Origin of the sequence: Streptomyces sp. NL15-2K (assembly GCF_030551255.1) — a bacterium.
Lineage (GTDB): Bacteria > Actinomycetota > Actinomycetes > Streptomycetales > Streptomycetaceae > Streptomyces.
Window position 1 is genome coordinate 1045388 of the sequence record NZ_CP130630.1, and the last position, 22634, is coordinate 1068021.

A 22634-nucleotide genomic window follows, 5' to 3' on the forward strand; every position below is an offset into this window, starting at 1 on the left:
GGATCGCCTTTCGCGGCGGCTCGTTACGGGGGTGACGGGGCGCAGTGGCTACTGCGGGGTGTCGGGGTCTCCAGCAGGCCGGTTGTCGGTGTCGGGCTCGGCGGCGAACGCCTCGTACACCTGCGGTCGGGTGCGACGCAGCCGGTACGCGAGGGCGACGCCGACGGCGAAGACCAGCGGGACGGGCGCGAGGAGCGCCGCGTTGGTGCCGGTCCCGGCGCCGGTCAGCAACTCGACCTTGTCGATGATCAGGTACAGCGCGGCGCCCATGAGCACGGCCCCGGCTATCGGGGCCACCACGGCCCGCCAGACACCCTCGGTGTGACTGATGCGGCGGAAGAAGACCGGGACGGCGGCCGCGGTCAGCACCTGAAGCAGCACGATGCCCACCACACCGGGGGTGTTCACCCACAGCAGCAGCCGCTCGTAGGGGTCGGCGCCGGCGGCGGCGAAGCCGAGGACCACCAGGGCCGCGAGCGCGGTCTGCAGGATTCCGGCGATGTGCGGCGAGCGGTGCCGCGGGTGCACCCGGCCAAGGGCCGCGGGAAGCACCCCCTCGTGGGCGAGGGCGTGCGTGTAGCGGTTGATGGCGTTGTGGAAGGCGAGCAGCGCGGCGAAGACGCTGGTGACGATGAGGACGTGCATCACGTCCGCCGCCCAGCCGCCGACGTACCGGGTGGTGGCGGTGAAGAACAGCGCGGCGGGGTCCTCGGCGGCCGCGGCCATGACACCCCGCGCGCCGAACGCCTGCACGACGATCCACACGACGAAGGCGTAGAAAAGGCCGAGGAAGCCGACGGCGGCGTAGGTGGCGCGGGGGATCGTCCGCTCCGGCCGGCGGGCCTCGGATCGGTAGATGGCGGTGGACTCGAAGCCGACGAAGGCCGCGAAAGCGAAGGCGAGCAGGGCGCCGGTGCCGGGCGTGAAGGCGTTGCCGGGAGTGAAGGAGTCGAAGTGGATGCCCTGCGCGCCGCCGTCCGCCAGCACCCCGCCGGCCAGGACCACGAGGATGCCGGCTTCGGCGACCAGCAGCACGCCCAGCACCCGGGCCCCGAAGTCGATGCTGCGGTACCCGGCGAACCAGACGGCCGCGACACCGACGAGGGCGGCCACCGGCCAGGGCACGCCGACTCCCCAAAGCGCTTGCAGCGCGTCGCGGACGGTGGTGGCCAGCAGTCCGTACATGCCGATCTGCATCGCGTTGTACGACAGCAGCGCGAGGGCCGCCGAGCCGACCCCCGCGGGCCGGCCGAGGCCGCGGGTGACGTACGCGTAGAAGGCACCGCCGTTGCCGACGTACCGGCTCATGGTCGTGAAGCCCGCCGCGAACAGGACGAGGACGGCGCCGGCGATGAGATAGCCGCTCGGGGCGCCGATGCCGCCGAGCAGGATGGCGAACGGGGCGACGCCGGCCATGACGGTGAGCGGGGCGGCGGCGGAGACGACGAGGAAGGTGATGTCACCGGCGCGGAGGGTGCCGGAGCGGAGCGAGGAGTCGGCCCCCGCGGCGGTCACGCGTTCGGGTCTGGTGGTCGAGGCCATGGCGGCTGGGCACCTTTCGGACGGCGCCGTTCGGCGGCAGGGGACCGCCCGGCGAGCTAAACCTAAAGCCTTTCGGTTTCGGTAATGTAGCCCTGGGCCCCATCCCTGGGAAGACCCGAGTGGAAACGACCAAGGAGAACGACGCATGGGGCGGCCGAGCAAGGCCCTGCTGGACAGGGAGCGCATCGGCACCGCCGCGCTCGAACTCGTCGACCGCGACGGCGACTTCAGCGTCCCGCAGATCGCCAGGAAGCTCAGCGTCCAGACCGGCTCGATCTACCACCACGTCGACGGCCGGGCCGGCATCGTCGAACTGATCCGGCTACGCGTCGCGGGCGCCATCGACCCGGCCACCCTCGACCTGCGCCCCTGGGACACCGCCCTCGCCGCCTGGGCCCGCTCCTACCGGGCCGCCTTCGCCGCCCACCCACGCACCATCCCGCTGCTCGCCACGGCGCCCGTCCGCGCACCCCACGCACTGGCCCAGTACGAGCGGGCGGTCGCTCTCCTGCTGGACGCGGGCTTCCCCAAGGACCGCGTCATGGCGGTCCTCACCGCCTTGGAGAACCTCGTCCTCGGTTCCGCGCTCGATCTGGCCGCGCCCGAGGCCATGTGGGAACCCGACGCCGACGGCGCAACCCCGCTGCTCGCTCAGGCGCTGGCCGCCGTCGGCCCCGACCGCGCCGACGCCGCGTTCGACCTTGCGCTGGACGGCTTCCTGGCCCACTGCCGATCCCTGATCGCCTCCTGACGGCAGCGGGCGCGGTCACTCTCCGGCGGCGCCGGGAAGCGACCACCGGCGGAACTCCCGCGGGGAGACACCGAACGCGGCCCTGAAGACTCTGCCGAAGTAACTCGGGTCGGTGATGCCCCAGCGGGCCGCCACGGCGTAGGCCGGAAGGTGGGCCAGGCCGGGGTCGGTCAGGTCCTGGCGGATGCGGTCCAGGCGCCGTCGCCGGATGTGGTCGCCGAGCGTCTCGCCCCGCTGCTGGAACAGGGCATGCAGGGAGCGGACCGAGATGTGGTGGTCGGCGGCGGGCGACGAACGCGAGCACCTGCGCCGAGGCGCGATCGAGCCATTGCTCGTCGTCGATGACGCAGATCAGCGGCTGTTGCTCGGCGACATCGGCAAGCAGGCCCAGGACGGCCAAGCCCCCGAAGAACCGATTCGGCGCCTTTCCCGGGCTGATACCGAAGAACGTGCGCAGGGCGTCGCGTTGCGGAACCGGCAAGCGGTCCAGCCGGTCCAGCATGGGCGCCAACAGTTGGTGCAGCGCGGCGAACGGCAGATCCATCTCCGCCTGGACACCGGTGGCGCGCACGATGCGGACACCCGATGTCTCGTCGACCAGCCAGTCAAGCAGTGCCGTTTTCCCGACGCCCGGCTCACCGCTGACGACGAGGGCCCGGCTCTCCCCCGCGCGAACGGCGTCCACGAGGGCGTTGAGGGTCTCGCGCTCACGGCGTCGGCCTATCAGCCGCGTACAACTGCCGCCCGCAGCCGGACGGAAGTCCCCTGATGATGTTGACCGGGCGTCTCCCATGCGGCCCAAGAGTACCTTGGGCCAAGGCATGTGCCGGATGCCCTTCCATCCCTCATGACCAGGTCGGACTCGTCCAGGAGAGCCAGGGCAGGACGGTCGCGCGGGCACCGGTCGACGCCGGGTGTGCCGTGCGGCTCAGCGCCTGCGCGCATACGGAGACCCGGTGACATACATCCGACCTGTTACGGCGTCAGGAACCTGCGAGCAAGCTCGTGCGGGCGGCGAGCACGGGTGCGCCTGAGGCGACTCCGGGCATCACACCCGCGTCACACCCACCACCATCCGCGGCCGCCGGGTGCAGACCCCCGCCCTCGGCACGTCCTCGCCTTCGTCGGGTCGCATCGCACGGATCAGCCAACTGTTGACGCATCATCTAAGAGCTGCTTGACTTGCACAACACATCAACGCCACGGGTTGTGCGGAGGCACATGATGCAGGCACAGCAGCAGATTTCGCGCCGAACCGTCGCCCGGATCGAGGAGAGGATTCATCTCGGCCCGGACGCTCAGGTCGACGACAAAAGCCTGATGTTCTCTCCGCAGGCCCCGGCACTGACCGACCCTTTCCTCGTGCTGGTCGACGACTTGTTCTCGGAGCCCGGCTTCGAGTGGCACCCGCATCGGGGCCTGGAGACGGTGACGCTGGTACTGGACGGGGTGTTGGAGCATGGCGACAGCATCGGGAACAGCGGCACACTGACCGCTGGAGACATCCAGTGGATGACCGCCGGTCAGGGGATCATCCACCGCGAACTCGCCTTCCGCAATGAACGCGCGCACATACTGCAGTTGTGGGTCAATCTGCCGGCCGACAAGAAGATGGTCGACAGCCGCTACCAGGACCTGCTCGCCACCGGCCGGCCGACCATCGACCACGACGGTGCCCACATCGACCTCATCTCCGGCGCCGCCGGCGGCCTGACCGGCCCGGCACTCACCCATTGGCCGATCTCCGGCTCGGTGATCACCATGGAGCCCGGCCGGAGCCTCGATCACGTCCTGCCCGGCCAGGACCGAGCGTTTTTCACCGTGCTCGCCGGCGCCGTGAGCATCGCCGGCCGCACCGTGACCGCGCGGCAGACGGCCTGGTCCGATCCTCTGCCGGACGCGGACCTGTCTGTCATCGGGCTGCGGACCGGTGACGGTGACACCCCCACCGAGATCCTGACCTTCAGTGGGCCACCCATCCGACAGGCCGTCGCGATGGGCGGGCCCATGGTCATGAACACCCAGGCCGAGATCGAGCAGGCGTTCCGCGACTTCCACGCCGGCAGGTTCGGCGCCGTCCCCCGCCAGGCGCGGCTGCAGTACCGATGACTTCAGGAACCCATCGCGGCACATCTTCTCGGCAGGGCACTATCCGGATCCCAGGGCACGAACTCCGACAGAGGCCAACCTCGGACTTTCACCAGTAGCGGCCGGTCGAGGACGACCGGATACAGTGCGCGAGACGGCAGCCTGGGCAGGAAGTGGAAGCGTGACCGATACCAGCAACACCCGACCCGCCGACAGCGAAGCGCAAGCTCCGCGGCAGAGCCGACTGCACCGCCTGATGCGCTACCTCCCCCTGATCGCCCCCGTCCTGCTGTGGGCCGTGCCCTGCTGGATGCTCCTGCACACCGGCCAGCACTGGCCGCTGCCCGTCACGCTGGTCGGCACCGCCCTGTTCGCCCTCGGCCTCATATGTATGCCGCTCGCGATGGTGCGCGGTCACGGCCGGCGCCAGCAGGACCGGGCAGCGATCATCGGCGACACCCTGCTGGGCACGAGCTGGGTTCTGTTCACCTGGTCCGTCCTGCTCGGCGTCTTCTTGCGGCTCGCCCTGGCCATGGCCGGCGTCGGCGACAGTCAGGACCGGGCCCGAATCGTCACTTGGGCCGTCCTCGGCATCACCGCCGTACTACTCGCCTGGGGGTACGCCGAAGCCCGCCGCGTGCCACGCGTGCGCCGCCTCGACGTGCAACTCCCGCGGCTGGGTGCCGGGTTGGACGGCATCCGCGTCGTCCTCATCACCGACACCCACTACGGCCCGCTCGATCGCACTCGCTGGTCGGCGCGGGTATGCGAGACGGTGAACACTCTGGAAGCCGACCTGGTCTGCCACACCGGCGACATCGCGGACGGCACGGCCGAACGCCGTCGCGCCCAGGCCGCCCCACTCGCAACCGTGCGGGCCACCCGGGCCCGTGTATACGTCACCGGCAACCACGAGTACTACAGCGAGGCCCAGGGCTGGGTCGACCTGATGGACGAGCTGGGCTGGGAGCCGCTGCGCAACCGCCATCTGCTGCTCGAACGCGGAGGCGACACCCTCGTGGTCGCCGGCGTGGATGACGTCACCGCCGAGTCCTCCGGCCTGGCAGGCCACCGCGCCCACCTCGCCGGAGCCTTGAACGGCGCCGACCCCGACCTACCCGTCCTGCTCCTGGCGCACCAGCCCAAGTTCGTCGACCGGGCGGCAGCCGACGGCATCGACCTCCAACTCTCCGGCCACACCCACGGCGGCCAGATCTGGCCCTTCCACCACCTGGTCCGCATCGACCAGCCCGCCCTCGCCGGCCTCAGCCGCCACGGCACCCGCACTCTTCTCTACACCAGCCGGGGCACCGGCTTCTGGGGCCCGCCGTTCCGCGTCTTCGCCCCCAGCGAGATCACCCTGCTCGTGCTCCGCTCCCCGCACCTGCCCACCTCGCCGTAGCACTGGGCGGGCCGACACACTGAGTTCTTCTGGATCCTGAAGTCGGTTGCCTGGGCCACTTCCCGCCGCCCGGCGCGGTGAAGTACTACTTCTGCACCTGGCGCGACGACGGCACCGACCAGATCATCCCCGACCTGCTGCGCCGGCAGCCTGGTGGTGCTCGACACCCAGAGCGTGCACGCCGCGGCTGGGGTGCCCGGGCATTCGACGGGGCGTGATGCGGCAAAAAAGTACCGGGCCGCAAGCGCGGCCTGGCCGTTGACGTCCTGGGGCTGGTGATCGCGGTGGTCGTGGTGGCCGCGTCGGTGCACGAGAACGCCGTCGTCACGCACGGGAAGAACGTGGGCATCGAGGTGGAGGTCGTGGAGCGCAACCCCGCGCAGACCGGGTTCGTGCCGATCCCCAAACGGTGGAACGCTGGTGCGACTACGAGCACGAGCCCCGCACCTGCGAGTCGCGGGTGTACTGGGTGGTGACAGAACAGGAGATCGCCGCGCAGGCCGAGACGGCGCGGGAGCAGATCGCACAGCTGACCGAGCGGCTGGACGAACTCGGCCGGGCCACGGAGGATGTCCGGATCACCGCGGCCGAGGACCCCGCCAGGGAATAGTTTTGATCCTCTGACATGGCATCAGGTGCGATTCATGTATGTACCGGGCATGCCACCGCTCACCGATGCCGTTGCGTCAGACGGCCTCCGTCGAAGATGAAGCCGATCTTGTGGGTGGTTCAGTCGCCGAGCGGTGGCAGGAAGTGCACGGTCGGCAGGCTGGGTTCGGCGTCGAGTGTCAGCCCCGTCTCCTCATGGCATTCACGCACCGCTGCCTGCCAAGGGGTCTCGCCCGGTCGTCGAGCTGGATGACGAGACGGCCGGCCGTCCACGGTCACGCCGCTTCCTTGAGGGGCACATCCTCGGGGATGGGGGGCTGACGCCGCGGCATGAACAGCATCGTTCCGGCGGCCAGTGCGACGGTGACGCAGCACAGGTTCATCATCGTCACGACACCCAGCGCCTCACTCAGCAGTGAGCCGGCCAGCATGCCCGACAAGGAGGCCGCCGCCTGTAGAAATCCGTTGGTGGCGCTGACCCTGCCCAGCACGGCGTCAGGGGTGTGACGGGCGACGAACGTCCCGCTCGTGATGGTGAAACAGACCATGGGTGCCCCGATGGTGAGGAACAGTACGGCGCTCCACCCGATCACAGGGGTGTTGAATGTCGCCGCGAAGGCCACGGCGAGCACTGCGAGGGAGCCCACCAGCACAGTCCGGTCGGCGAGCCTCCGGGCGAGTGCGCGGCTGAGCGGCACCCCGAGCAGGAACCCCGCACCGAAAGCCCCGAAGAGCAGGCCGAGGATCTGTGGTGAGGCGTGCAGGACCCGGTCCATGTACGGTATGAGGCCGACGTTCACGGCGGACGTGGCGATCGCGAAGAGAGCACCGGCTGCCGCCAGCGCCGCCAGCCACGGGCTGTGGCGTATCTGTGCGGCTCCGTCGCGGATCTCGGCGACCAGCCTGTGTACCTGCCCGCGCCCCGCCCCGGTGCTTCGGCGCGCGGTCGTCCGCGGCCGGTAGCGGACCATCGAGAGGCACAGTGCCGAACACGCGTAGCTGATCGTGTCGATGGCGACGACTGCCGTGAAACCGAGGCCGCCGTACACGGCCCCGCCCAACGGGCCGCCGACGAGCCGGATGGAGCCGACGATCAGGGCGCTCAGGGAGTTCGCCGAGTGGAGGTCGCCCTCACGGCCGACCAGTTGCGGGAGCAGGGCGGCGGAAGCCGGGTTGAACAGCTGGCTCAGGGACGATTCCAGGATCAACGCGACATAGATCAGCCACACCTCGTCCGGACTGTCCACCCACAGCATCAGCGAGACCGCCACCATGCGGACCAGGTCCGCGGCGATCATGACGCGCAGCCGGTTCCAGCGGTCGACGAGCGCCCCGGCCAGCGGACCGAGTACCAGCGCCGGGACCGTTCCCGCAGCCATCGAGAAACCCGACGCCATGGCGGAGCCGGTCAGCTCCAGGACGTAGTACGGGACGGCGAGGAGCAGGAACCAGTCGCCAAGGCTGGACAGCAGTTGACCGGACGCGAGAAACCGGTAGTCCCGGACCCGCAGCACACTGAACAAGACTGTTCCTTCGGGATGGAGGCCAGGCCCGGGCCCGGCACCTGGCACTTCTGGCACTCACACGGCTTCGAACAGCGGGGATGCCAGGGAGCGTTGCAGGGATCCGACGGACCAGGTTCCCCCTCACTTCAAACAACTCTCTTTCGGTCGGTCACGTGCGCAGCCGACCGACTGGTGGCGTGTGATCACCTCGGCGGAAGGGCTCCCCCACATAACGTACAGATTGTACAGACTGTAAGATACGCAGCATGGCCCATAAGAGTCCATTGACGCAAGCCCGGTCCGAGCCGGCGGAGCTGATCAACCGCGTCGTCTACGGCGGGGAGCAGGTCGTCCTGACCCGCCACGGCAAGCCGCTCGTCGCCCGCGTGTCGGCTCGGGTCGTTCCTTGTCCGCAAGGGCCGACGGTCCGCCGTCCAAAGGGGGCAGTCTGCCTGGCGGCCTGACCCGCGAACTCCCGTACACCTGATGGGTGGCGACTTGCGATTGGCGTGTGCGCGATGACCGCAGCCAGCCACAACTCCCTTACCGCGACAGCAAAGTGGGCCCGGCGGCCCAGCCTCGAGACACTGCAGCGGCTCGGGCTCCCCTTGCCGCGGGCGTGTGCCTTCAAGCAGGGGACGTCAGGGGGATCCCTCCGCGAACCTGCACGAACGCGAGGGAGGAAGGTGCGGCCAACGGGCGACCATCAGATACGGACTGGCGTTGCTCGCCAGGGACTATGACACTGCCCCACCCACGAGCCGAGATGAGGACCCAGCTACAGGCATCCCGGCTCGCCGTTAGCGACGAACCATGTCAGGGACCGCTCCAGCAGCTCGAGAAACTGCCGCAGGTCATCAGCCACACGGTCGAGATCGGGTTCGTCCAGCGACGCCGTTCGCGTCCGGTAGATCACTCCGCCAGGGCTGGCGACATAGGACAGGCCGCCGCCGCTCGAGCCGATGACCAGGCCACCGGCCCTCTCGTCCGCGCCGACAACGACAGCGCCGTACTCCTTGAACTGCAGAAGGACATCACCCGCCGGGTCGACGAAGTAGCCGTTGCCGACGTCCGCCCAGGTGACGTCGCCGATGCTGTCGTAGAGGGTGACCAGGTCAGCAGGGACGATGCCGACTTGGGCAAGCGTGCGAGCCGCGGCCTGGTCGGCGTGGTCGGCCAGCCGGACCTCATTGGCTCCCGGGGGAAAGCCGTGCCGGCGCTCGAACTCGTCTTGCATGGCCTTCAGGGCCTCCGAGACCCTAGTCGCCTCCTCTCGACCACCCAGCGGTAGGTGCCCAGGCCAGTGCCGTGCCGTGCCGTGTTCGTCGCCGGGCAATCGCCGGGACGATGCCAAGATTAGGAAGAATCTGCTGGTGATCCTCCGGCACGGTACTTCTCGCATCGGACCGGAAGAGCAGTGCTGCATGCAGCGATGGCAGCGGATCTTGTCGACTCTCCACAATGCGACAGCGCGAGCACCGTCGCCCCGCACCGGCGCCACGGCAGAGCTGCCACCAGAGGACAATCATTACCGCAGGTCAACGGACCCTTCCACGCGGTTTCAGCGGAACCGGCGGCAGCTCGGGGGCGGGCAGCGGAGCCCCGTCGTACCCCTTCACCTCGCCGAACCGAATCCCTTCCACCCAGTCCGCACGGGCCTGTGCGATCTCCTCCTGCGACCGCCCGATCCAGTTCCAGAACATGATCAGCTCCTCCTCGAACGGCTCACCGCCCAGGAGCATCAGGCCCGCGTCCGACTCGGCGCGCAGCGGGAGTTCGGTGCGGCCGCAGCCGAGGTAGAGCATCGAGCCGGGCAGCACCGGCACACCGTCCACCCGGGCCTCGCCGGACATGGACAGCACGGCGTACTCGAAGTCGGGTTCCAGCGGGAGACGCACGTCCGCGCCGCGGGTGAGGGCGAGGTCGGCGCCGATGATCGGGGTGTACGTCGTTCCGGGCGAGGTCGCTCCGTCGAGGTCGCCGAGGATGAGCGTGGCCGTCAGGCCAGGTGCCGTGACCTGCGGCAGCTCGGCGTGGTGTTCGAAGCGCGGGTCGGTGTGGCGGTGGCCGTCCGGGAGGGCGACCCACAGTTGGGCGCCGTGCAGGAAGCGGGCGTGGGACTTCGGGCTCTCCTCGGAGTGGCTGATCGCCCGGCCGGAGGTCATCAGGCCCAGTTCGCGCGGGCGGATCGTCTGGAGGCTGCCCGTCGAGTCACGGTGCAGCACCTCTCCCTCGTGCAGCCAGCTCACCGTCTGCAGCCCCATGTGCGGGTGCGGCGGCACCTGCATGCCGGGCTCGTCGGCGATGTCGTCGGGACCGTAGTGATCGACGAAGCACCAGGCGCCGACCATACGGCGGCCCAGGTTGGGCAGCAGCCGGCGGACCTCGCTCGACTCGCCGAGCTTGACGTGGCGCGGGCTGAGGAGTTCGCGCACGGGTTCGGCCACCACGAAGCCACGGCCGCCGCACAGGGCGGGAACCGCCTCGCGATCAAGATTGCTCATGCCGCTCAACCTAGCCCCGTGCGGGCTTCCGCGTCAGGTCAACGAGCCCTCGGTCATCAGTAGCCATGATATTAGTAGCCATGTATATGGTTTACATGTACTGTATCCAGCGATACCGAGGAGCTGAGGAGCAGTCATGACCATCACCGCACCCACCGTCGACGGCCGAGTCATCGGTCTGGCCCACTACGCCGGACGCGCCGTCCTGGAGTCCGTCCTGGCCCGCTACGGCATGACGTTCCAGCAGCTGGTGACCCTGCGCCTCGCGGCCGTCGCCGACGCCCCCGTCGAGCGCGAGGGACTCGTCGGGCAGGTCGTCGACGCGCTCAAGGTGGACGCGGCGGACGTGCACGGCGTCGTCCAGGAACTGCTCACCAAGGAGCTCGTGGCGGCCGAAGCGACGCGGGTTCGGGTCACCGAGGCCGGGCGGGACGTGTATGAACTGGCGAGCACCGAGACCGGTGAGATCTCCGCCCGGATCTACGCGGACATCCCGGCCGAGGACCTGGCGGCCGCCGGACGCGTGCTGGGCCTGGTCACCGAGCGGGCGAACACGGAGCTGGCCACCCTCTCCCAGTAGCGGGAGGAAAGTGGTGGAATGTTTAACCATCCTTCGGGGTTCAAGGCCTCGAAGGAGGTCAGCGGTGAACACGACGTACTACGACCACGGAACGCCGACGGAGCGCTGGGAGCGCGCGCGGATGTTCTTCGACGCGAAGGACTACGCCGCCGCGGCACGCACCCTGAGCGGGCTGGTCGAGGAGGTGCCGGAGCAGACCGGACCGCGGCTGCTGCTGGCGCGCGCCTACTACCACTCGGCCCAGCTGCGGCGCGCCGAGGCCGAGTTGAAGGTCATCGTGGAGCGCGACCCGGTGGAGCACTACGCCCGGCTGATGCTCGGCCGCACCCTGGAGCGGCAGGGTCGGCAGGAAGAGGCGGAGCCGCACCTGCGCCTCGCCTCGGCGCTCGCGGGCGACTTCGAGCAGCTCTGACGCGCCACGCGTCGTTCGGGCCCGACTCCCTCTCCGGGAGCCGGGCCCGAGCCATGTCCATCCCCGCCCCGGCGCGCTACTTCACACCGGCAGGGGTGCGTCCGCCCCGCCGGTGGGCGATCTCGCCGAGGAGTACGTCCACGGCGATGAAGGCGGCCAGCGGGATGCCCAGCAGCGGCACGAAGTAGCCGAGCACGGCGATGACCGCCACACACGGCAGGAGGATCTGCGGGGGCACCCGCTGCCAGGCGCCGCGTGGGACCGGCCGGCCGAAGGCGGAACCGCGGCCGCGCTGCCACCACATGCGGTAGCCCCACACGATCAGCAGGATCAGGGCGAGGGCGAGGGCCATCAGGGCGATCTGGTTGACCAGGCCGAACAGGACGCCGGTGTGCAGGTCGATGCCCCAGCGGCTCAGCTTGGCGAGCAGCGGGTAGTCGTCGAACCGCAGGACGTCGGTGACCTCGCCGCTGGTCGGGTCGATCGCGACCGAGTCCTGCTTCTCGGGCCAGCTGCGCTGCACCTGCTTCACCACGTACGCCGAGGAGGAGTCGGCGGGCGGGACGATCTCGACGGGGTCGCCCAGTCCTTCCGCGCGGGCGGCCGCCAGGACCTTGTCCAGGCCGACGCCGTGCTCGGCGTCCCCGGCCGAGGCCGACGCGCCGTGGCCCGAGTGCTCGCCGCCCGCCGTCGCCGTGACCGACGGGGTGGAGTGGCCGAGCGAGGTGCGCAGTTCGTCGATGTTGGCCCCGGCGTAGGTCGACCAGGTCAGACCGGTCGCCGAGAGGAAGAAGAAGCCGAGCGCGGCCCAGACGCCGACGGTGCCGTGCAGGCCGAGGGTACGGCGGCGCCCGCCGGCGCCACGCACCTTGCGCTGGGCCCGGCGGCGGGAGAACCACAGCACGAGTCCGCCGGCCGCGATCACCCACAGCCAGCTGGCCGCGAACTCGCTGTAGAGGCGGCCGGTGTCGCCCAGGTGCAGGTCGCGGTGGAACTCGTCTATCCAGGTGCGCAGCGGCAGCGCGCCGGTCGCGCCGTACTGTTCGAGGGATCCGCGCACCTTGGCGGTGTACGGGTCGACGAACACGGCGAGCGTGTGGTCCGGGTCGACGCCCTTGACCCCCGCCAGCAGCACCCTGGTGGTGGCGTCGTCCTCCGGCGAGGGACGTACGGCCGAGATCGTTCCGCCGGGATGCGCCTCGCGGGCGGCGGCGACCTGCTCGGAGATCGGCAGCTTGCTGTCGCCGACGGCGGAGACGGTCATCTCGTCGGCGTACACGAGCTTCTCGGCCTGGAACGCGCCTGCGTAGAGGAAGCCGGTGACGGCGGCGACCAGCAGGAACGGCGCGACGAGCACTCCGGCGTAGAAGTGCAGGCGCAGGACCAGCGGGCGCAGCGGGGCCCAACTGCCGGGGGACGGCGCCGGGTCGGCGGCGGGTTGGGGGGCCTCGTCCGTGGTGGTCGAGGGAGCGGTGGACATCGGCGGGCTTCTCCCGGGGCTGGGGACGTTTCTCGGCTGTGACGCTCCAGATGTCGGATGCGAACGGCGCCGAGTTCCCGGCGAATTGAGTGGCCTGTGTCACACGAGGGGGCGGCGGCGCCCCGAAGGGCCGTGGCATCCTGGCGCGATGGCATTTCCCCGTGATCGCGCGCCCCTTGCCGAGCTGGTCGAGGAACTCCTGGCCACGGACGGACCGTTGCCCATCGTGGTGGCCGGCGACCCGGTGCTGCGCTGCGGCACCGAGCGATTCGAGGGACAGCTCGAGCCCGCGCTGCTGGGCCGATTCATCGACGCCCTGCGCCTGACCATGCATGCGGCACCGGGCGTGGGCCTCGCCGCACCGCAGGTCGGGGTGCCGTTGCGGATCGCCGTCATCGAGGATCCGGCGCCCGTGCCGGAGGAGGTGCGGCTGGTGCGCGGGCGGGTGCCGCAGCCGTTCCGGGTGCTGGTCAATCCGGCGTACGAACCCGTCGGCACCGCCCGTGCCGCGTTCTTCGAGGGCTGCCTGAGCGTGCCGGGCTGGCAGGCCGTGGTGGCCCGGCACGCCGAGGTGCGGCTGACCGGCGAGGACGAACGGGGACGTGCGGTGGACGAGGTGTTCACCGGCTGGCCCGCGCGGATCGTGCAGCACGAGACGGACCACCTCGACGGCACGCTGTACCTCGACCGCGCGGAGTCGCGCTCGCTGTCCTCGAACCAGGCGATGGCCGAGCGGTGGACGCAGCCGACCCCCCAGGAGGCGGCCGCGTCCCTCGGCTTCCAGCTGCCCTAGTACTCCAGTTGCACTTCGGAGTACTAGTTGTCCCGGTAGGCCTCCAGCAGCCGCAACCAGACCTCGCTGATCGTCGGATACGACGGCACCGCGTGCCACAGCCTGCTGACCGGCACCTGGCCGGCGACCGCGACGGTCGCCGAGTGGATCAGTTCGCCGACGCCGGGGCCGACGAAGGTGACGCCGAGCAGGATCTCGCGCTCCAGGTCGACGACCATGCGGGCGCGCCCTCGGTAGCCGTCGCCGTACAGGCCGGCCCCGGCGACCGAGGCTAGGTCGTAGTCGACGGCGCGGACGCGGTGTCCGGCCTGCTCCGCCTCCGCCAGCGAGAGCCCGACGGAGGCGGCCTCCGGGTCGGTGAAGACGACCTGCGGGACGGCGGCGTGGTCGGCGGTGGCGGCGTGGGCGCCCCAGGGGTCGGACTCCAGGATCGGCACTCCTGAGGCCCGGGCGGCGATCGCGGCGCCCGCGATGCGGGCCTGGTACTTGCCCTGGTGGGTGAGGAGGGCGCGGTGGTTGGCGTCGCCGACCGCGTACAGCCATTTGCTGCCGGTGACGCGCAGGCTGTCGTCGACCTCCAGCCAGGAACCGGGCTCCAGGCCGATCGTGTCCAGGCCGATGTCGTCGGTGCGCGGGACGCGGCCGGTGGCGAAGAGGATCTCGTCGGCCTCGATACGGTCGCCGGTGCCGGTGACGACGACGACCGTGCCGTCCTCGCGGGTCACCGACTCGACCGAGGTGACGGTGCGGACGTCGGCGCCCGCTTCGGTGAGCGCCTCGGCGACCAGTTCGCCGGCGAACGGCTCCATACGGTTGAGCAGACCCTTGCCCCGGACCAGCATGGTGACCTGCGAGCCGAGGGCCTGCCAGGCGGTGGCCATCTCGGTGGCGACCACTCCCCCGCCGACCACGACCAGACGGCCGGGCACCTCCTGCGCGGCGGTTGCCTCGCGGCTGGTCCACGGCCGCACGTCGGCGAGTCCGGGCAGGTCGGGCAGGGCGGCGCGGGTGCCGGTGCAGACGGCCACGGCGTGCCGCGCGGTCAGGACGTGCCGTTCGCCGTCCGGCCCGGTCACCGCCACGGTGCGCGGGCCGGCGAGCCGGCCGTGGCCGCGGTAGAGGTCGGCGCCGATGCCGTCGAGCCATTGGACCTGGCCGTCGTCCTTCCAGTGGGAGGTGTAGTCGTTCCGTCGTGCGAGGACCGCGGCCGCGTCGAGGGGGCCCTGCACCGCTCCGCTCAGACCGGGCAGGCGGCGGGCGTCGGCGTGGGCGATGACCGGGCGCAGGAGGGCCTTGCTGGGCATGCACGCCCAGTACGAGCACTCGCCGCCGACCAGCTCGCTCTCCACGACCGCGGTGGACAGGCCGGCCGCGCGGGTGCGGTCGGCGACGTTCTCCCCCACGGGCCCGGCCCCGAGCACCACGACGTCGTACGCGATGGATTCCGATTCCGTCATGGGGTCAGTCTGGTGGGTGGTGTGCGCCGTGGCCACACGGGTACGTGCGCGGAATACGAACCAGGGCGGCCTTGTTGTGCCAGCGGCTTCGCCCCGACACCAGGAAGAGGGATCACGTCATGAGCAGCACCGTGGAGCTCACCAAGGAGAACTTCGACCAGATGGTCACGGACAACGAGTTCGTCCTGATCGACTTCTGGGCTTCCTGGTGCGGTCCGTGCCGTCAGTTCGCACCCGTGTACGAGAAGGCGGCCGAGGAGAACCCGGACCTGGTGTTCGGCAAGGTGGACACCGAGGCGCAGCCCGAGCTGGCCGCCGCCTTCGGCATCCAGTCGATCCCCACGCTGATGATCGTCCGCGACCAGGTCGCCGTGTTCGCGCAGCCCGGCGCGCTGCCCGAGGCCGCCCTGACGGACGTCATCGGACAGGCACGCAAGCTGGACATGGACGAGGTCCGCAAGTCGGTGGCCGAGCAGCAGGCCCAGGCCGAGGGAAACGGCCAGTGAGCAGCCGTACCGGACGGCCGTAGACCGTCGTATCAGCTCGTATCAGCTCGTATCAGCTCGTATCAGCTCGTATAAGAAGTATCAGAAGGGGTACGTCGCCACATCGCCGCGCACCGTCGTCCAGCGCACCTCGGTGAAGGCCTCCAGGTTGGCCTCGCCGCCGAAGCGGGCGCCGGTGCCGGACGCGGCGATTCCGCCGAAGGGGGCGACGGCCTCGTCGTTCACGGTCTGGTCGTTGATGTGGACGATGCCGGTCGGGATCCGCTCGGCCAGGTCGAGGCCGCGGGTGGTGTCCCTGGTGACGATGCCGAGCGAGAGGCCGTACGGACCGTCCGCGGCCAGGGCGGCCGCCTCGTCGGCGGTGTCGAAGGACCGTACGGGCGCGACCGGGCCGAACACCTCCTCCGTGTACGCGGGTGAGTGGTCGTCGACGCCCGCGAGGACCGTCGGCCGGTAGAAGAGCCGGTCGTGCGTGCCGCCCGCGGCCAGCTTGGCGCCGCCGGACGTGCTGGCCTCCACCAGGCCGTGCACCTTGGCGAGTTGGCCGGAGTCGATGACCGGGCCGAGGTGCACCTGCTCGCGGTACGGGTCACCGACGGCGAGCGAGTCGGCCTTCGCCGCGAGCCGGTCGACGTACTCCTCGTACAGGGAGCGGTGGACGAGGTGGCGGCCGGTGGTCATGCAGATCTGGCCCTGGTGGAAGAACGAGCCCCAGGCCGCCGTGGAGATCACCGCGTCGAGGTCGGCGTCCTCCAGCACGATCAGGGCGGAGTTGCCGCCCAGTTCCAGGTGCGCGCGCTTGAGGTGGCGGCCGGCGGCCTCGCCCACGGCCCGGCCGGCCGCAGTGGAGCCGGTGAAGGAGATGACCGGCACGCGCGGATCGGCGACCAGGGCCTGACCGGCCTCCGGGCCGCCCGGCAGGATGTGCAGCAGGCCCTCCGGCAGACCCGCCTCGGCGAAGACCGCGGCGAGGGACAGTCCGCCGCAGACCGCCGTGCGCGGGTCCGGCTTCAGGACGACCGCGTTACCGAGCGCGAGGGCCGGGGCGACGGAACGGATGGACAGGATCAGCGGGGCGTTGAAGGGGGATATCACGCCCACCACGCCGACCGGGACGCGGCGCGTGTAGGACAGGCGGGGCGCCTCGGTGGGCAGCACCTGTCCGGCCGGGCGGGAGGCGAGGGCGGCGGCCTCGTAGCACTCCTGGGCGGCGACGTGCAGTTCGAAGTCGGCCTTGCCCGGGATGGACCCGGACTCGCGGACGAGCCAGTCGCGCAGTTCGTCGGCGTGCGCGGCGAACAGGTCGCCCGCCTTGCGCAGTACCCCGGCGCGGACGAAGTGGGGGACGCGTGCCCACTCGGTCTGGGCGGTGCGGGCGACCTGGGCGGCCTTGTCGACGTCCTCGGCGGTGGCGAGGGTGACGGTGCCGAGCGTGTCGCCGGTGGCGGGCTCGGTGACGGCGTGTGCGGGGCCCGACAAGGGGTGGGGCTGCCAGGTCTGGGGGTCGAGCAAGGGCATGACGGCTCTCCGTTCGTCACCGGCGGGGTTCATGGCACTGGCACGCATGCCCGCCTAGTTGAACACGCAACATACTGGCCAGGTGAAGGTGCCGTAACCGCGTACAGGCATCCGCGGTTGTCGGCGTGGATCAGCCGGTCGTCAGCTGGAATCGCGGTGGACCACGGACGCGCCGAGCACCTTGTGGGTCTCGGGTTCGGCGGTGGGATTGCGTACCGCGTCGTCGACCAGTTCGGCGAGGTCGCGGCCGGAGGGCAGTTCGATGTGGACCGTACTGAGGCGGGGCCGCAGCAGTCGGCCGAGCATCAGGTCGTCGGCGCCGATCACGGCCGTGTCCTGCGGGATGCGGACGCCCTCGTCCTTGAGGGCACGCATCAGCAGCATGGCGTACTCGTCGTTGTACGCGAACACGGCGTCGAGGCCGAGATCGCCCCAGCGGGCGGCGAGCCGCGCGGCGGCGGTCTCCTCGTAGGCGAGGGGCAGGTCCGTGACGGTGGCGTCCGTGCCGTGCAGGGCTTGCCGTACGCCCTTGAGGCGGGGCACGGAGAACGACTCCAGGCCGGGCTCCTCGGGCACGACCACGCCGATGCGGCGCCGGCCGCGGGTGTACAGGTGGGCGCCGGCGCTGTGGCCGACGGCCTCGTGGTCCATGAGCAGGGCATGGGCGCCCTCGACCGAGTCGGGGCCCAGGGTGACCACGGCCCGGGCGCCGGAGCGTTTGAGCACCGTCACGCCCTTGGGGCCGAGGTGGGAGCCCGGCACCAGCACGGCCACCGGGCGCAGTTCGGCCCAGGCGCGGGCGGCCTCGTCGCCGTGCAGCCCGACCGTGCCGTATTGCACGACCGTGTAGTCGAGGCGGGCGAGCGCCCACTGGAGTTCGCTGATGAACTGGCTGTAGAGCGGGCCGACGGGGAAGGTCGGCGCGGGCATCAGGACCAGGCGGCTGTGCCCGGCGCGCAGGCTGCGGGCCGCGGCGTGCGGCACGTACCCGAGTTCCTTGGCGGCCTCGTGGACGCGGCGGCGCGTGGGCTCGCTGATCCGGACGGCGCTGGTGTTGTTGAGGACGTAGGAGACGGTCGCGCGCGAGACTCCGGCCAGGCGGGCCACATCGGCGCTCGTGGGCACGGAGCGCGGTACGGGCGACGCGGGCGCGGGCGTTTTCGGTATCTGCACCATGACGTACCGCATCTTTGCAGAACCTGTGCCGGGAGTTTCGAGCGGGGGAACTTCCTGACGGTTTACGACAGTTGTGCCGGACAGGCCCTGGGCCTGTTGCGAAAGTGGCGTCGCGCGGCAGGCGCCACTTTCGCAGCAGGCCTAGTGCCGCGACAGGCAACGTTCGCCCTTCAAGGAGCGGCGTCCGGTGCGTGCTCTCGGCGTGCCGGCCGGAAGCCCTCGTACTGGACGTACTTGGGCTTCCGGCCGGTGCGGCGAGTGGGGGCACCTCCCACGCCTTTAGGGCAGTGGGGGAGCGTGCCGGGCGTCGCGACGGGGCGAACGTTGCCTGTCGCGGCACTAGTCGGAAGTAGCCGTCATCCGGTCGACCAGGTCGCACCAACCGGCCTCCAGGCGCTCCATCGGCATCCCGCACTGCCGGGTCAGGTGATGGATCAGGTCGGGGCTGAGGGACCCCATGAGCGCATGGGCGAGGAGCTCGCAGTCCGCGTCCGGCACCGCCTGGCGCAGCAGCAGGGTGACGTGGCTGCGCTGCACCTGGCGGGCCGGTACGGAGAAGCGGCGGTCCGGGCTCGCCTCGGCCGCCAGTTGCAGCTCCAGTTCGTCGGCAGAGCGGCGCAGGAGGGCGCAGCCGAACGCCCGGAGCCGCTCGACGGGGGGTGCCCCGGGTCCGAGCGGCGGGGGTCCGCTGAGGAAGGCGGCCTGGAACTTCTTCTCGGAGTGGTCCAGCAGGGCGTTCAGCAGACCTGTGCGGTCGCCGAAGCGACGGAAGACCGTCCCCTTGCCCACGTTCGCGGCGGCGGCCACCGCCTCCATCGTCACCCCGTTCGCCCCGCGCTCCTCCACCAGCTGTGCGGCGGCCTCGAGGAGCCGGGCCCGGTTGCGCGCGGCGTCGGCGCGCAGGCAGGGCTCGTCCTCGACGGACCCGACCTGCAGCAACTCCGGCTGCAGGACCGGCTCCCAGGATTTCGGACTGGAGGGCGGGGCGGTGGACATGAAAACAGCGTAAAGCATCGGGAAGAAAACTGGACCGTGGTCCGGTTATGATGCTAGACATTAAGCGGACCTCGGTCCGGATCGTTACGGCAGTGTTTCAGTCTCTGGGAGTTCTTCATGTCAGTTCGCATCCTCGCGCTCGTCGGCAGCCTTCGCGCCGGTTCGACCAACCGCCAGCTCGCCGAGGCCGCCGCCAAGCACGCTCCTGAGGGCGCCGACGTGGTGCTCTTCGAGGGCTTGGCCGACGTGCCCTTCTACAACGAGGACATCGACGTCGAGGGCGGTGTCCCGGCCGCCGCCGCCAAGCTGCGCGAGGCCGCTTCCGGCGCCGACGCCTTCCTGCTCTTCTCGCCCGAGTACAACGGCACCATCCCGGCCGTCCTGAAGAACGCCATCGACTGGCTGTCCCGCCCGTACGGCGCCAGTGCCTTCGGCGGCAAGCCGGTCGCGGTGGTCGGCACCGCCTTCGGCCAGTACGGCGGCGTATGGGCGCAGGACGAGGCCCGCAAGGCCGTGGGCATCGCCGGCGGCAAGGTGCTGGAGGACGTCAAGCTCTCCATCCCGGGTTCCCTCACCCGCTTCGCCGAGACCCACCCGGCCGACGACGCCGAGGTCGCCGCGCAGCTGGCCGAGGTGGTCACCCACCTGCACAGCAACGCCGGTGAGGCGGCTGCCGCCTGAGCGGTGCCCTGAGTTCCCCGGAGAAGGGGGCCGGAACTCCTGGTCCGCCGCCAGGCCCGTGCGGCAGCGGGCGGGCCAGGAACTCCGGCCCCCTTCTCCGTCTCGCGTCAGGCCACCGCCGTGGGCGCCAGCTCCCGCAACTCCTCCAGCGCGGCCACGATCGCCGGGCGCGCCCGGCCGCCCCGTCGTGTGCAGGTGAGCAGCTTGCGGTGCGGGTTGCCCGTGCAGCGCACCCGCGCGATCGGCAGGTGCGGGGTGAGCTGGGCGAGCCGCGGGATCAACGCGACGCCGAGCCGGTGGGCGACCAGATGGGCGGCGACGTTCCAGTCCATCGCGTGGTGGACCACGTTCGGCGTGAACCCGGCCTCGCCGCACGCCGACAGCACGTGCGGACGGCAGGGGCTGTCCAGCACCGGGGCGACCCAGTCCTCGTGCGCGGCCTGAGCGAGGTCGACGTCCTCGCGCCCGGCCAGCGGGTGCCCCTCGGGCACGACGAGGTCGAACGGGTCGTCCAGGAGCGGCTGTTGGTCGAAGCGGGCGTCGCTCAGGGGTGGGTTGTACACCGTCGCCTCGACGATCGCCAGATCGATCGCCCCCTCGAAGAGCAGGTCGAAGCTCGTCGGCACCTCCGCCTCCTGGATGCGCAGGTCCAGTCGCGGATGACGGGCCCGCAGCCGGGCCGCCATGGGCGCCAGCAGCACGGAGACGGCCAGCGGGAAGCCGCTCATGCGCAGCGGCCCGGCGGGCTCGCCGCAGTCGGCGCGCAGGTCGAGTTCGGCCTCTTCCCAGCGGGCCTGGATGGCGTCGGCGTGCGCGAGCAGGCTCTCGGCGGCCGGGGTGAGCCGGACCCCGCGCCCCTGTGGTTCCAGGAGGTCGACGCCCAGATCGCGGGCCAGCTGCCGGATCTGCTGGGAGGCGGCGGACGGGGTGAAGTGCAGGGCGCGGGCGGCGGCGGTGACCGTTCCGTAGTGCGCGACCGCCCGCAGGACGTGGAGCCGGCGCAGATCAATCATGAAGGACACGCTTCAAGGTGCGGTGCACAAAGTCAACCTGGACGTGTACGAAGACTCCGACGCACCCTGGCTGTGTCGCGACGGCAACCAGCCATTTCCGTACGAAGGAGTTCCCGATGACCAGCACGACCGGTGCCGTCTGCCCGCACTGCGGATGGCCCGACGGCGCCGAGCCCTTCCAGGTGGTGTCCCGGCACAGCACGGCGGCGGGCCGCACGGTGTGGACGCGCTGCGGGTGCGGCTCGTTGCAGGTCCGGGTCGTCGACGAGCGCGGCATGCGGATCGTCTCCCGCAGCCGGCCCGCCGGCGCTCAGTCGAGCCCGGCCAGTTGCCCGGCCAGTTGCTGAACGGCGGGGCCGCGTCTTGCGGAACTCGCCGTTGCGGGCGCCGCCGTAGCTGACCACCGCATTCAGGCACCGGCGGCTAGTGCCCCGACAGGCAACGTTCGCCCCGTCGCGACGCCCGGCACGCTCCCCCACTGCCCTAAAGGCGTGGGAGGTGCCCCCACTCGCCGCACCGGCCGAAAGCCCAAGTACGTCCGGTCCATCGACGGAGCCTTCCGGCCGGCACGCCGAGAGCACGCACCGGCTGCGGTCTTTGGCCGCTGCGCGGCGGGCGCTCCTCAACGGGCAAACGTTGCCTGCCGGGGCACTAGCTGGTCGCCGAGCGCGCTGCGCCGGTACAGCACCCGGCGTCCGTCGCGGGCCCGCGTGACGAGGCCCGTCGCGTGCAGCACCTTCAGATGCTGGGAGACGGCGCTGGGCGTGACACCGAGCCGCCGGGCGATCTCGACCGTGGGCAGCGGTTCGGCCAGCAGTCTGAGGACCGTCGTCCGGGGCGCGCCGAGCAGCGCGGAGAGCGCCGAGGAGTCGGGCTCCGGGACCGGCTCCCACAGGGTGGCGGTGCCCCGGCTCGGGTAGGCCAGCATCGGCGGCTCCTCGGCGCTGACGGGTGGCGCCGGCTTGTGCGCGAACAGGGACGGCACCAGACGCAGTCCCCGGCCGGATCCGTCCACGTGGTGCCGGCCGATCATCTTGTGGACGCGCAGGACTCCGCCGTCCCAGCGCAGGTTCGGATGCAGGTCGGCGAAGAGCAGATGCGCGCCGCCCGTGGCCAACTGGCGTGCCCGGTGGGTGATGTCCGCCTCCAGCACCAGCCGCATGCGCGGCCAGGACGGCAGCAGGGCGGACTCCCAGTACCGGCGCAGGACGTCGCACAGCTCGGCCTGCAGGTCGTCGCCGGGCGCCGTCACCGCGCGCAGCGCGTCGGGCAACGGCCCGGGCGCGTGGACGGCCGTCAGGTCGCGCCGTACGACCTCCGTGGGTGTGGCACGTACGACGGCCAGCTGATCGTCGATCGTGGGCGCGAAGGTCGTGGGCCTCGGCGTCAGGAAGTCGGGCAGCACCAGGGTCGGTCCGACCAGAGCGGCGAGCAGCCGGGCGTCGGCCGGGTCCAGTCCGGCGAGCACGGACTCGCGCCAGGGCCGGTGCAGGGGGTAGAGGCCCGGGGCGCGCAGGGCACGCAGACTGCCCATCACCTCGCGCAACGGCGAGATCGCGAACCGGGTGTCCGCGAGGTCCTCGACGTCGAGCAGGAAGCTGATCATTAAGTCCCCGGCTAC

Annotated in this window: 22 protein-coding genes and 3 pseudogenes; 11 read left to right on the top strand and 14 right to left on the bottom strand. The window is 71.0% G+C overall.

Going from position 1 to position 22634, the window contains the following annotated elements; genetic code table 11:
* Positions 1-48 precede the first annotated feature (48 nt).
* On the bottom strand, positions 49-1542 hold the full coding sequence (locus Q4V64_RS04345; protein ID WP_124437243.1) for an APC family permease: 1494 nt from the start codon (positions 1540-1542) through the stop codon (positions 49-51).
* A gap of 145 nt (positions 1543-1687) precedes the next feature.
* On the opposite strand from Q4V64_RS04345, the gene Q4V64_RS04350 reads away from it, so the two are divergent.
* Positions 1688-2293: a TetR/AcrR family transcriptional regulator C-terminal domain-containing protein gene (locus Q4V64_RS04350; RefSeq protein ID WP_124437244.1), complete on the top strand. Its 606-nt coding sequence runs from the start codon at positions 1688-1690 to the stop codon at positions 2291-2293.
* A 15-nt stretch (positions 2294-2308) separates the two neighbouring features.
* Here Q4V64_RS04350 and Q4V64_RS54730 read toward each other — a convergent pair whose 3' ends face one another.
* On the bottom strand, positions 2309-2614 hold the full coding sequence (locus Q4V64_RS54730) for a helix-turn-helix domain-containing protein (protein ID WP_124437328.1): 306 nt from the start codon (positions 2612-2614) through the stop codon (positions 2309-2311).
* A gap of 10 nt (positions 2615-2624) precedes the next feature.
* Positions 2625-3116 (bottom strand): annotated as a pseudogene (locus Q4V64_RS04355) (ATP-binding protein); the annotation flags it as partial.
* A 398-nt stretch (positions 3117-3514) separates the two neighbouring features.
* Between Q4V64_RS04355 and Q4V64_RS04360 the strand changes: the two are divergent.
* From Q4V64_RS04360 to Q4V64_RS54735, 3 genes and pseudogenes are all read left to right on the top strand, one after another.
* The gene (locus tag Q4V64_RS04360; protein ID WP_253266683.1) at positions 3515-4402 is read left to right on the top strand and encodes a pirin family protein; all 888 of its coding nucleotides are present in this window, start codon (positions 3515-3517) and stop codon (positions 4400-4402) included.
* A gap of 160 nt (positions 4403-4562) precedes the next feature.
* Positions 4563-5783, top strand: a complete 1221-nt coding sequence (locus Q4V64_RS04365) for a metallophosphoesterase (protein WP_124437245.1) — start codon at positions 4563-4565, stop codon at positions 5781-5783.
* Between the two features lie 83 nt (positions 5784-5866).
* Positions 5867-6252, top strand: a pseudogene (locus Q4V64_RS54735) (IS5/IS1182 family transposase); the annotation flags it as partial.
* A 260-nt stretch (positions 6253-6512) separates the two neighbouring features.
* On the opposite strand, the gene Q4V64_RS04380 reads toward Q4V64_RS54735, so the two are convergent.
* Positions 6513-6671, bottom strand: coding sequence for an NUDIX hydrolase (locus tag Q4V64_RS04380; RefSeq protein WP_253266685.1), 159 nt, complete (start codon positions 6669-6671; stop codon positions 6513-6515).
* Positions 6668-7906, bottom strand: a complete 1239-nt coding sequence (locus Q4V64_RS04385) for an MFS transporter (RefSeq protein ID WP_253266698.1) — start codon at positions 7904-7906, stop codon at positions 6668-6670. The genes Q4V64_RS04380 and Q4V64_RS04385 overlap by 4 nt, the downstream gene beginning before the upstream one ends.
* Before the next feature lie 257 nt (positions 7907-8163).
* On the opposite strand from Q4V64_RS04385, the pseudogene Q4V64_RS04390 reads away from it, so the two are divergent.
* A pseudogene (locus Q4V64_RS04390) lies at positions 8164-8292 on the top strand (type II toxin-antitoxin system Phd/YefM family antitoxin); the annotation flags it as partial.
* A 383-nt stretch (positions 8293-8675) separates the two neighbouring features.
* Here Q4V64_RS04390 and Q4V64_RS04395 read toward each other — a convergent pair.
* Positions 8676-9134 carry an SMI1/KNR4 family protein gene (locus Q4V64_RS04395; RefSeq protein WP_172628983.1) on the bottom strand — a complete coding sequence of 153 codons (459 nt, stop codon included), beginning with the start codon at positions 9132-9134 and terminating at the stop codon, positions 8676-8678.
* Positions 9135-9435: 301 nt separating this feature from the next.
* Positions 9436-10401 carry a pirin family protein gene (locus tag Q4V64_RS04400; protein WP_124437249.1) on the bottom strand — a complete coding sequence of 322 codons (966 nt, stop codon included), beginning with the start codon at positions 10399-10401 and terminating at the stop codon, positions 9436-9438.
* Positions 10402-10537: 136 nt separating this feature from the next.
* Between Q4V64_RS04400 and Q4V64_RS04405 the strand changes: the two genes are divergently transcribed.
* The gene (locus Q4V64_RS04405; RefSeq protein WP_124437250.1) at positions 10538-10981 is read left to right on the top strand and encodes a winged helix DNA-binding protein; all 444 of its coding nucleotides are present in this window, start codon (positions 10538-10540) and stop codon (positions 10979-10981) included.
* Between the two features lie 64 nt (positions 10982-11045).
* Positions 11046-11393: a tetratricopeptide repeat protein gene (locus Q4V64_RS04410; protein WP_124437251.1), complete on the top strand. Its 348-nt coding sequence runs from the start codon at positions 11046-11048 to the stop codon at positions 11391-11393.
* A 76-nt stretch (positions 11394-11469) separates the two neighbouring features.
* On the opposite strand, the gene Q4V64_RS04415 is transcribed toward Q4V64_RS04410, so the two are convergent.
* Positions 11470-12873: a PepSY domain-containing protein gene (locus tag Q4V64_RS04415; protein WP_124437252.1), complete on the bottom strand. Its 1404-nt coding sequence runs from the start codon at positions 12871-12873 to the stop codon at positions 11470-11472.
* Between the two features lie 148 nt (positions 12874-13021).
* On the opposite strand from Q4V64_RS04415, the gene Q4V64_RS04420 reads away from it, so the two are divergent.
* Positions 13022-13666 (top strand): peptide deformylase, encoded by a 645-nt coding sequence (locus Q4V64_RS04420; RefSeq protein ID WP_124437253.1) that lies wholly within the window; start codon positions 13022-13024, stop codon positions 13664-13666.
* Between the two features lie 23 nt (positions 13667-13689).
* On the opposite strand, the gene Q4V64_RS04425 is transcribed toward Q4V64_RS04420, so the two are convergent.
* Positions 13690-15123 (bottom strand): NAD(P)/FAD-dependent oxidoreductase, encoded by a 1434-nt coding sequence (locus Q4V64_RS04425; RefSeq protein WP_124437254.1) that lies wholly within the window; start codon positions 15121-15123, stop codon positions 13690-13692.
* A 119-nt stretch (positions 15124-15242) separates the two neighbouring features.
* Between Q4V64_RS04425 and trxA the strand changes: the two genes are divergently transcribed.
* On the top strand, positions 15243-15629 hold the full coding sequence (gene trxA / locus Q4V64_RS04430; RefSeq protein ID WP_124437255.1) for a thioredoxin: 387 nt from the start codon (positions 15243-15245) through the stop codon (positions 15627-15629).
* 81 nt (positions 15630-15710) lie between these two features.
* Here trxA and Q4V64_RS04435 read toward each other — a convergent pair whose 3' ends face one another.
* The 3 genes from Q4V64_RS04435 to Q4V64_RS04445 all read right to left on the bottom strand — a co-directional run bounded on the left by Q4V64_RS04435 (position 15711) and on the right by Q4V64_RS04445 (position 19319).
* Entirely contained in the window at positions 15711-17147 is a 1437-nt protein-coding gene (locus Q4V64_RS04435) for a benzaldehyde dehydrogenase (RefSeq protein WP_124437256.1), read from the bottom strand.
* Positions 17148-17288: 141 nt separating this feature from the next.
* Positions 17289-18335: a LacI family DNA-binding transcriptional regulator gene (locus Q4V64_RS04440; protein WP_124437257.1), complete on the bottom strand. Its 1047-nt coding sequence runs from the start codon at positions 18333-18335 to the stop codon at positions 17289-17291.
* 327 nt (positions 18336-18662) lie between these two features.
* A complete protein-coding gene (locus Q4V64_RS04445) occupies positions 18663-19319 on the bottom strand; it encodes a TetR/AcrR family transcriptional regulator (RefSeq protein WP_253266687.1) in 657 nt (218 codons plus the stop codon).
* Positions 19320-19436: 117 nt separating this feature from the next.
* Between Q4V64_RS04445 and Q4V64_RS04450 the strand changes: the two genes are divergently transcribed.
* Positions 19437-20000, top strand: a complete 564-nt coding sequence (locus Q4V64_RS04450) for an NAD(P)H-dependent oxidoreductase (RefSeq protein WP_124437259.1) — start codon at positions 19437-19439, stop codon at positions 19998-20000.
* 107 nt (positions 20001-20107) lie between these two features.
* Here the strand turns inward: Q4V64_RS04450 and Q4V64_RS04455 are convergent, their stop codons facing one another.
* On the bottom strand, positions 20108-21013 hold the full coding sequence (locus tag Q4V64_RS04455) for a LysR family transcriptional regulator (protein ID WP_124437260.1): 906 nt from the start codon (positions 21011-21013) through the stop codon (positions 20108-20110).
* A gap of 116 nt (positions 21014-21129) precedes the next feature.
* Between Q4V64_RS04455 and Q4V64_RS04460 the strand changes: the two genes are divergently transcribed.
* Positions 21130-21360, top strand: a complete 231-nt coding sequence (locus Q4V64_RS04460) for a hypothetical protein (protein ID WP_124437261.1) — start codon at positions 21130-21132, stop codon at positions 21358-21360.
* 275 nt (positions 21361-21635) lie between these two features.
* On the opposite strand, the gene Q4V64_RS04465 is transcribed toward Q4V64_RS04460, so the two are convergent.
* On the bottom strand, positions 21636-22619 hold the full coding sequence (locus Q4V64_RS04465; protein ID WP_124437262.1) for a metalloregulator ArsR/SmtB family transcription factor: 984 nt from the start codon (positions 22617-22619) through the stop codon (positions 21636-21638).
* Positions 22620-22634 lie beyond the last annotated feature (15 nt).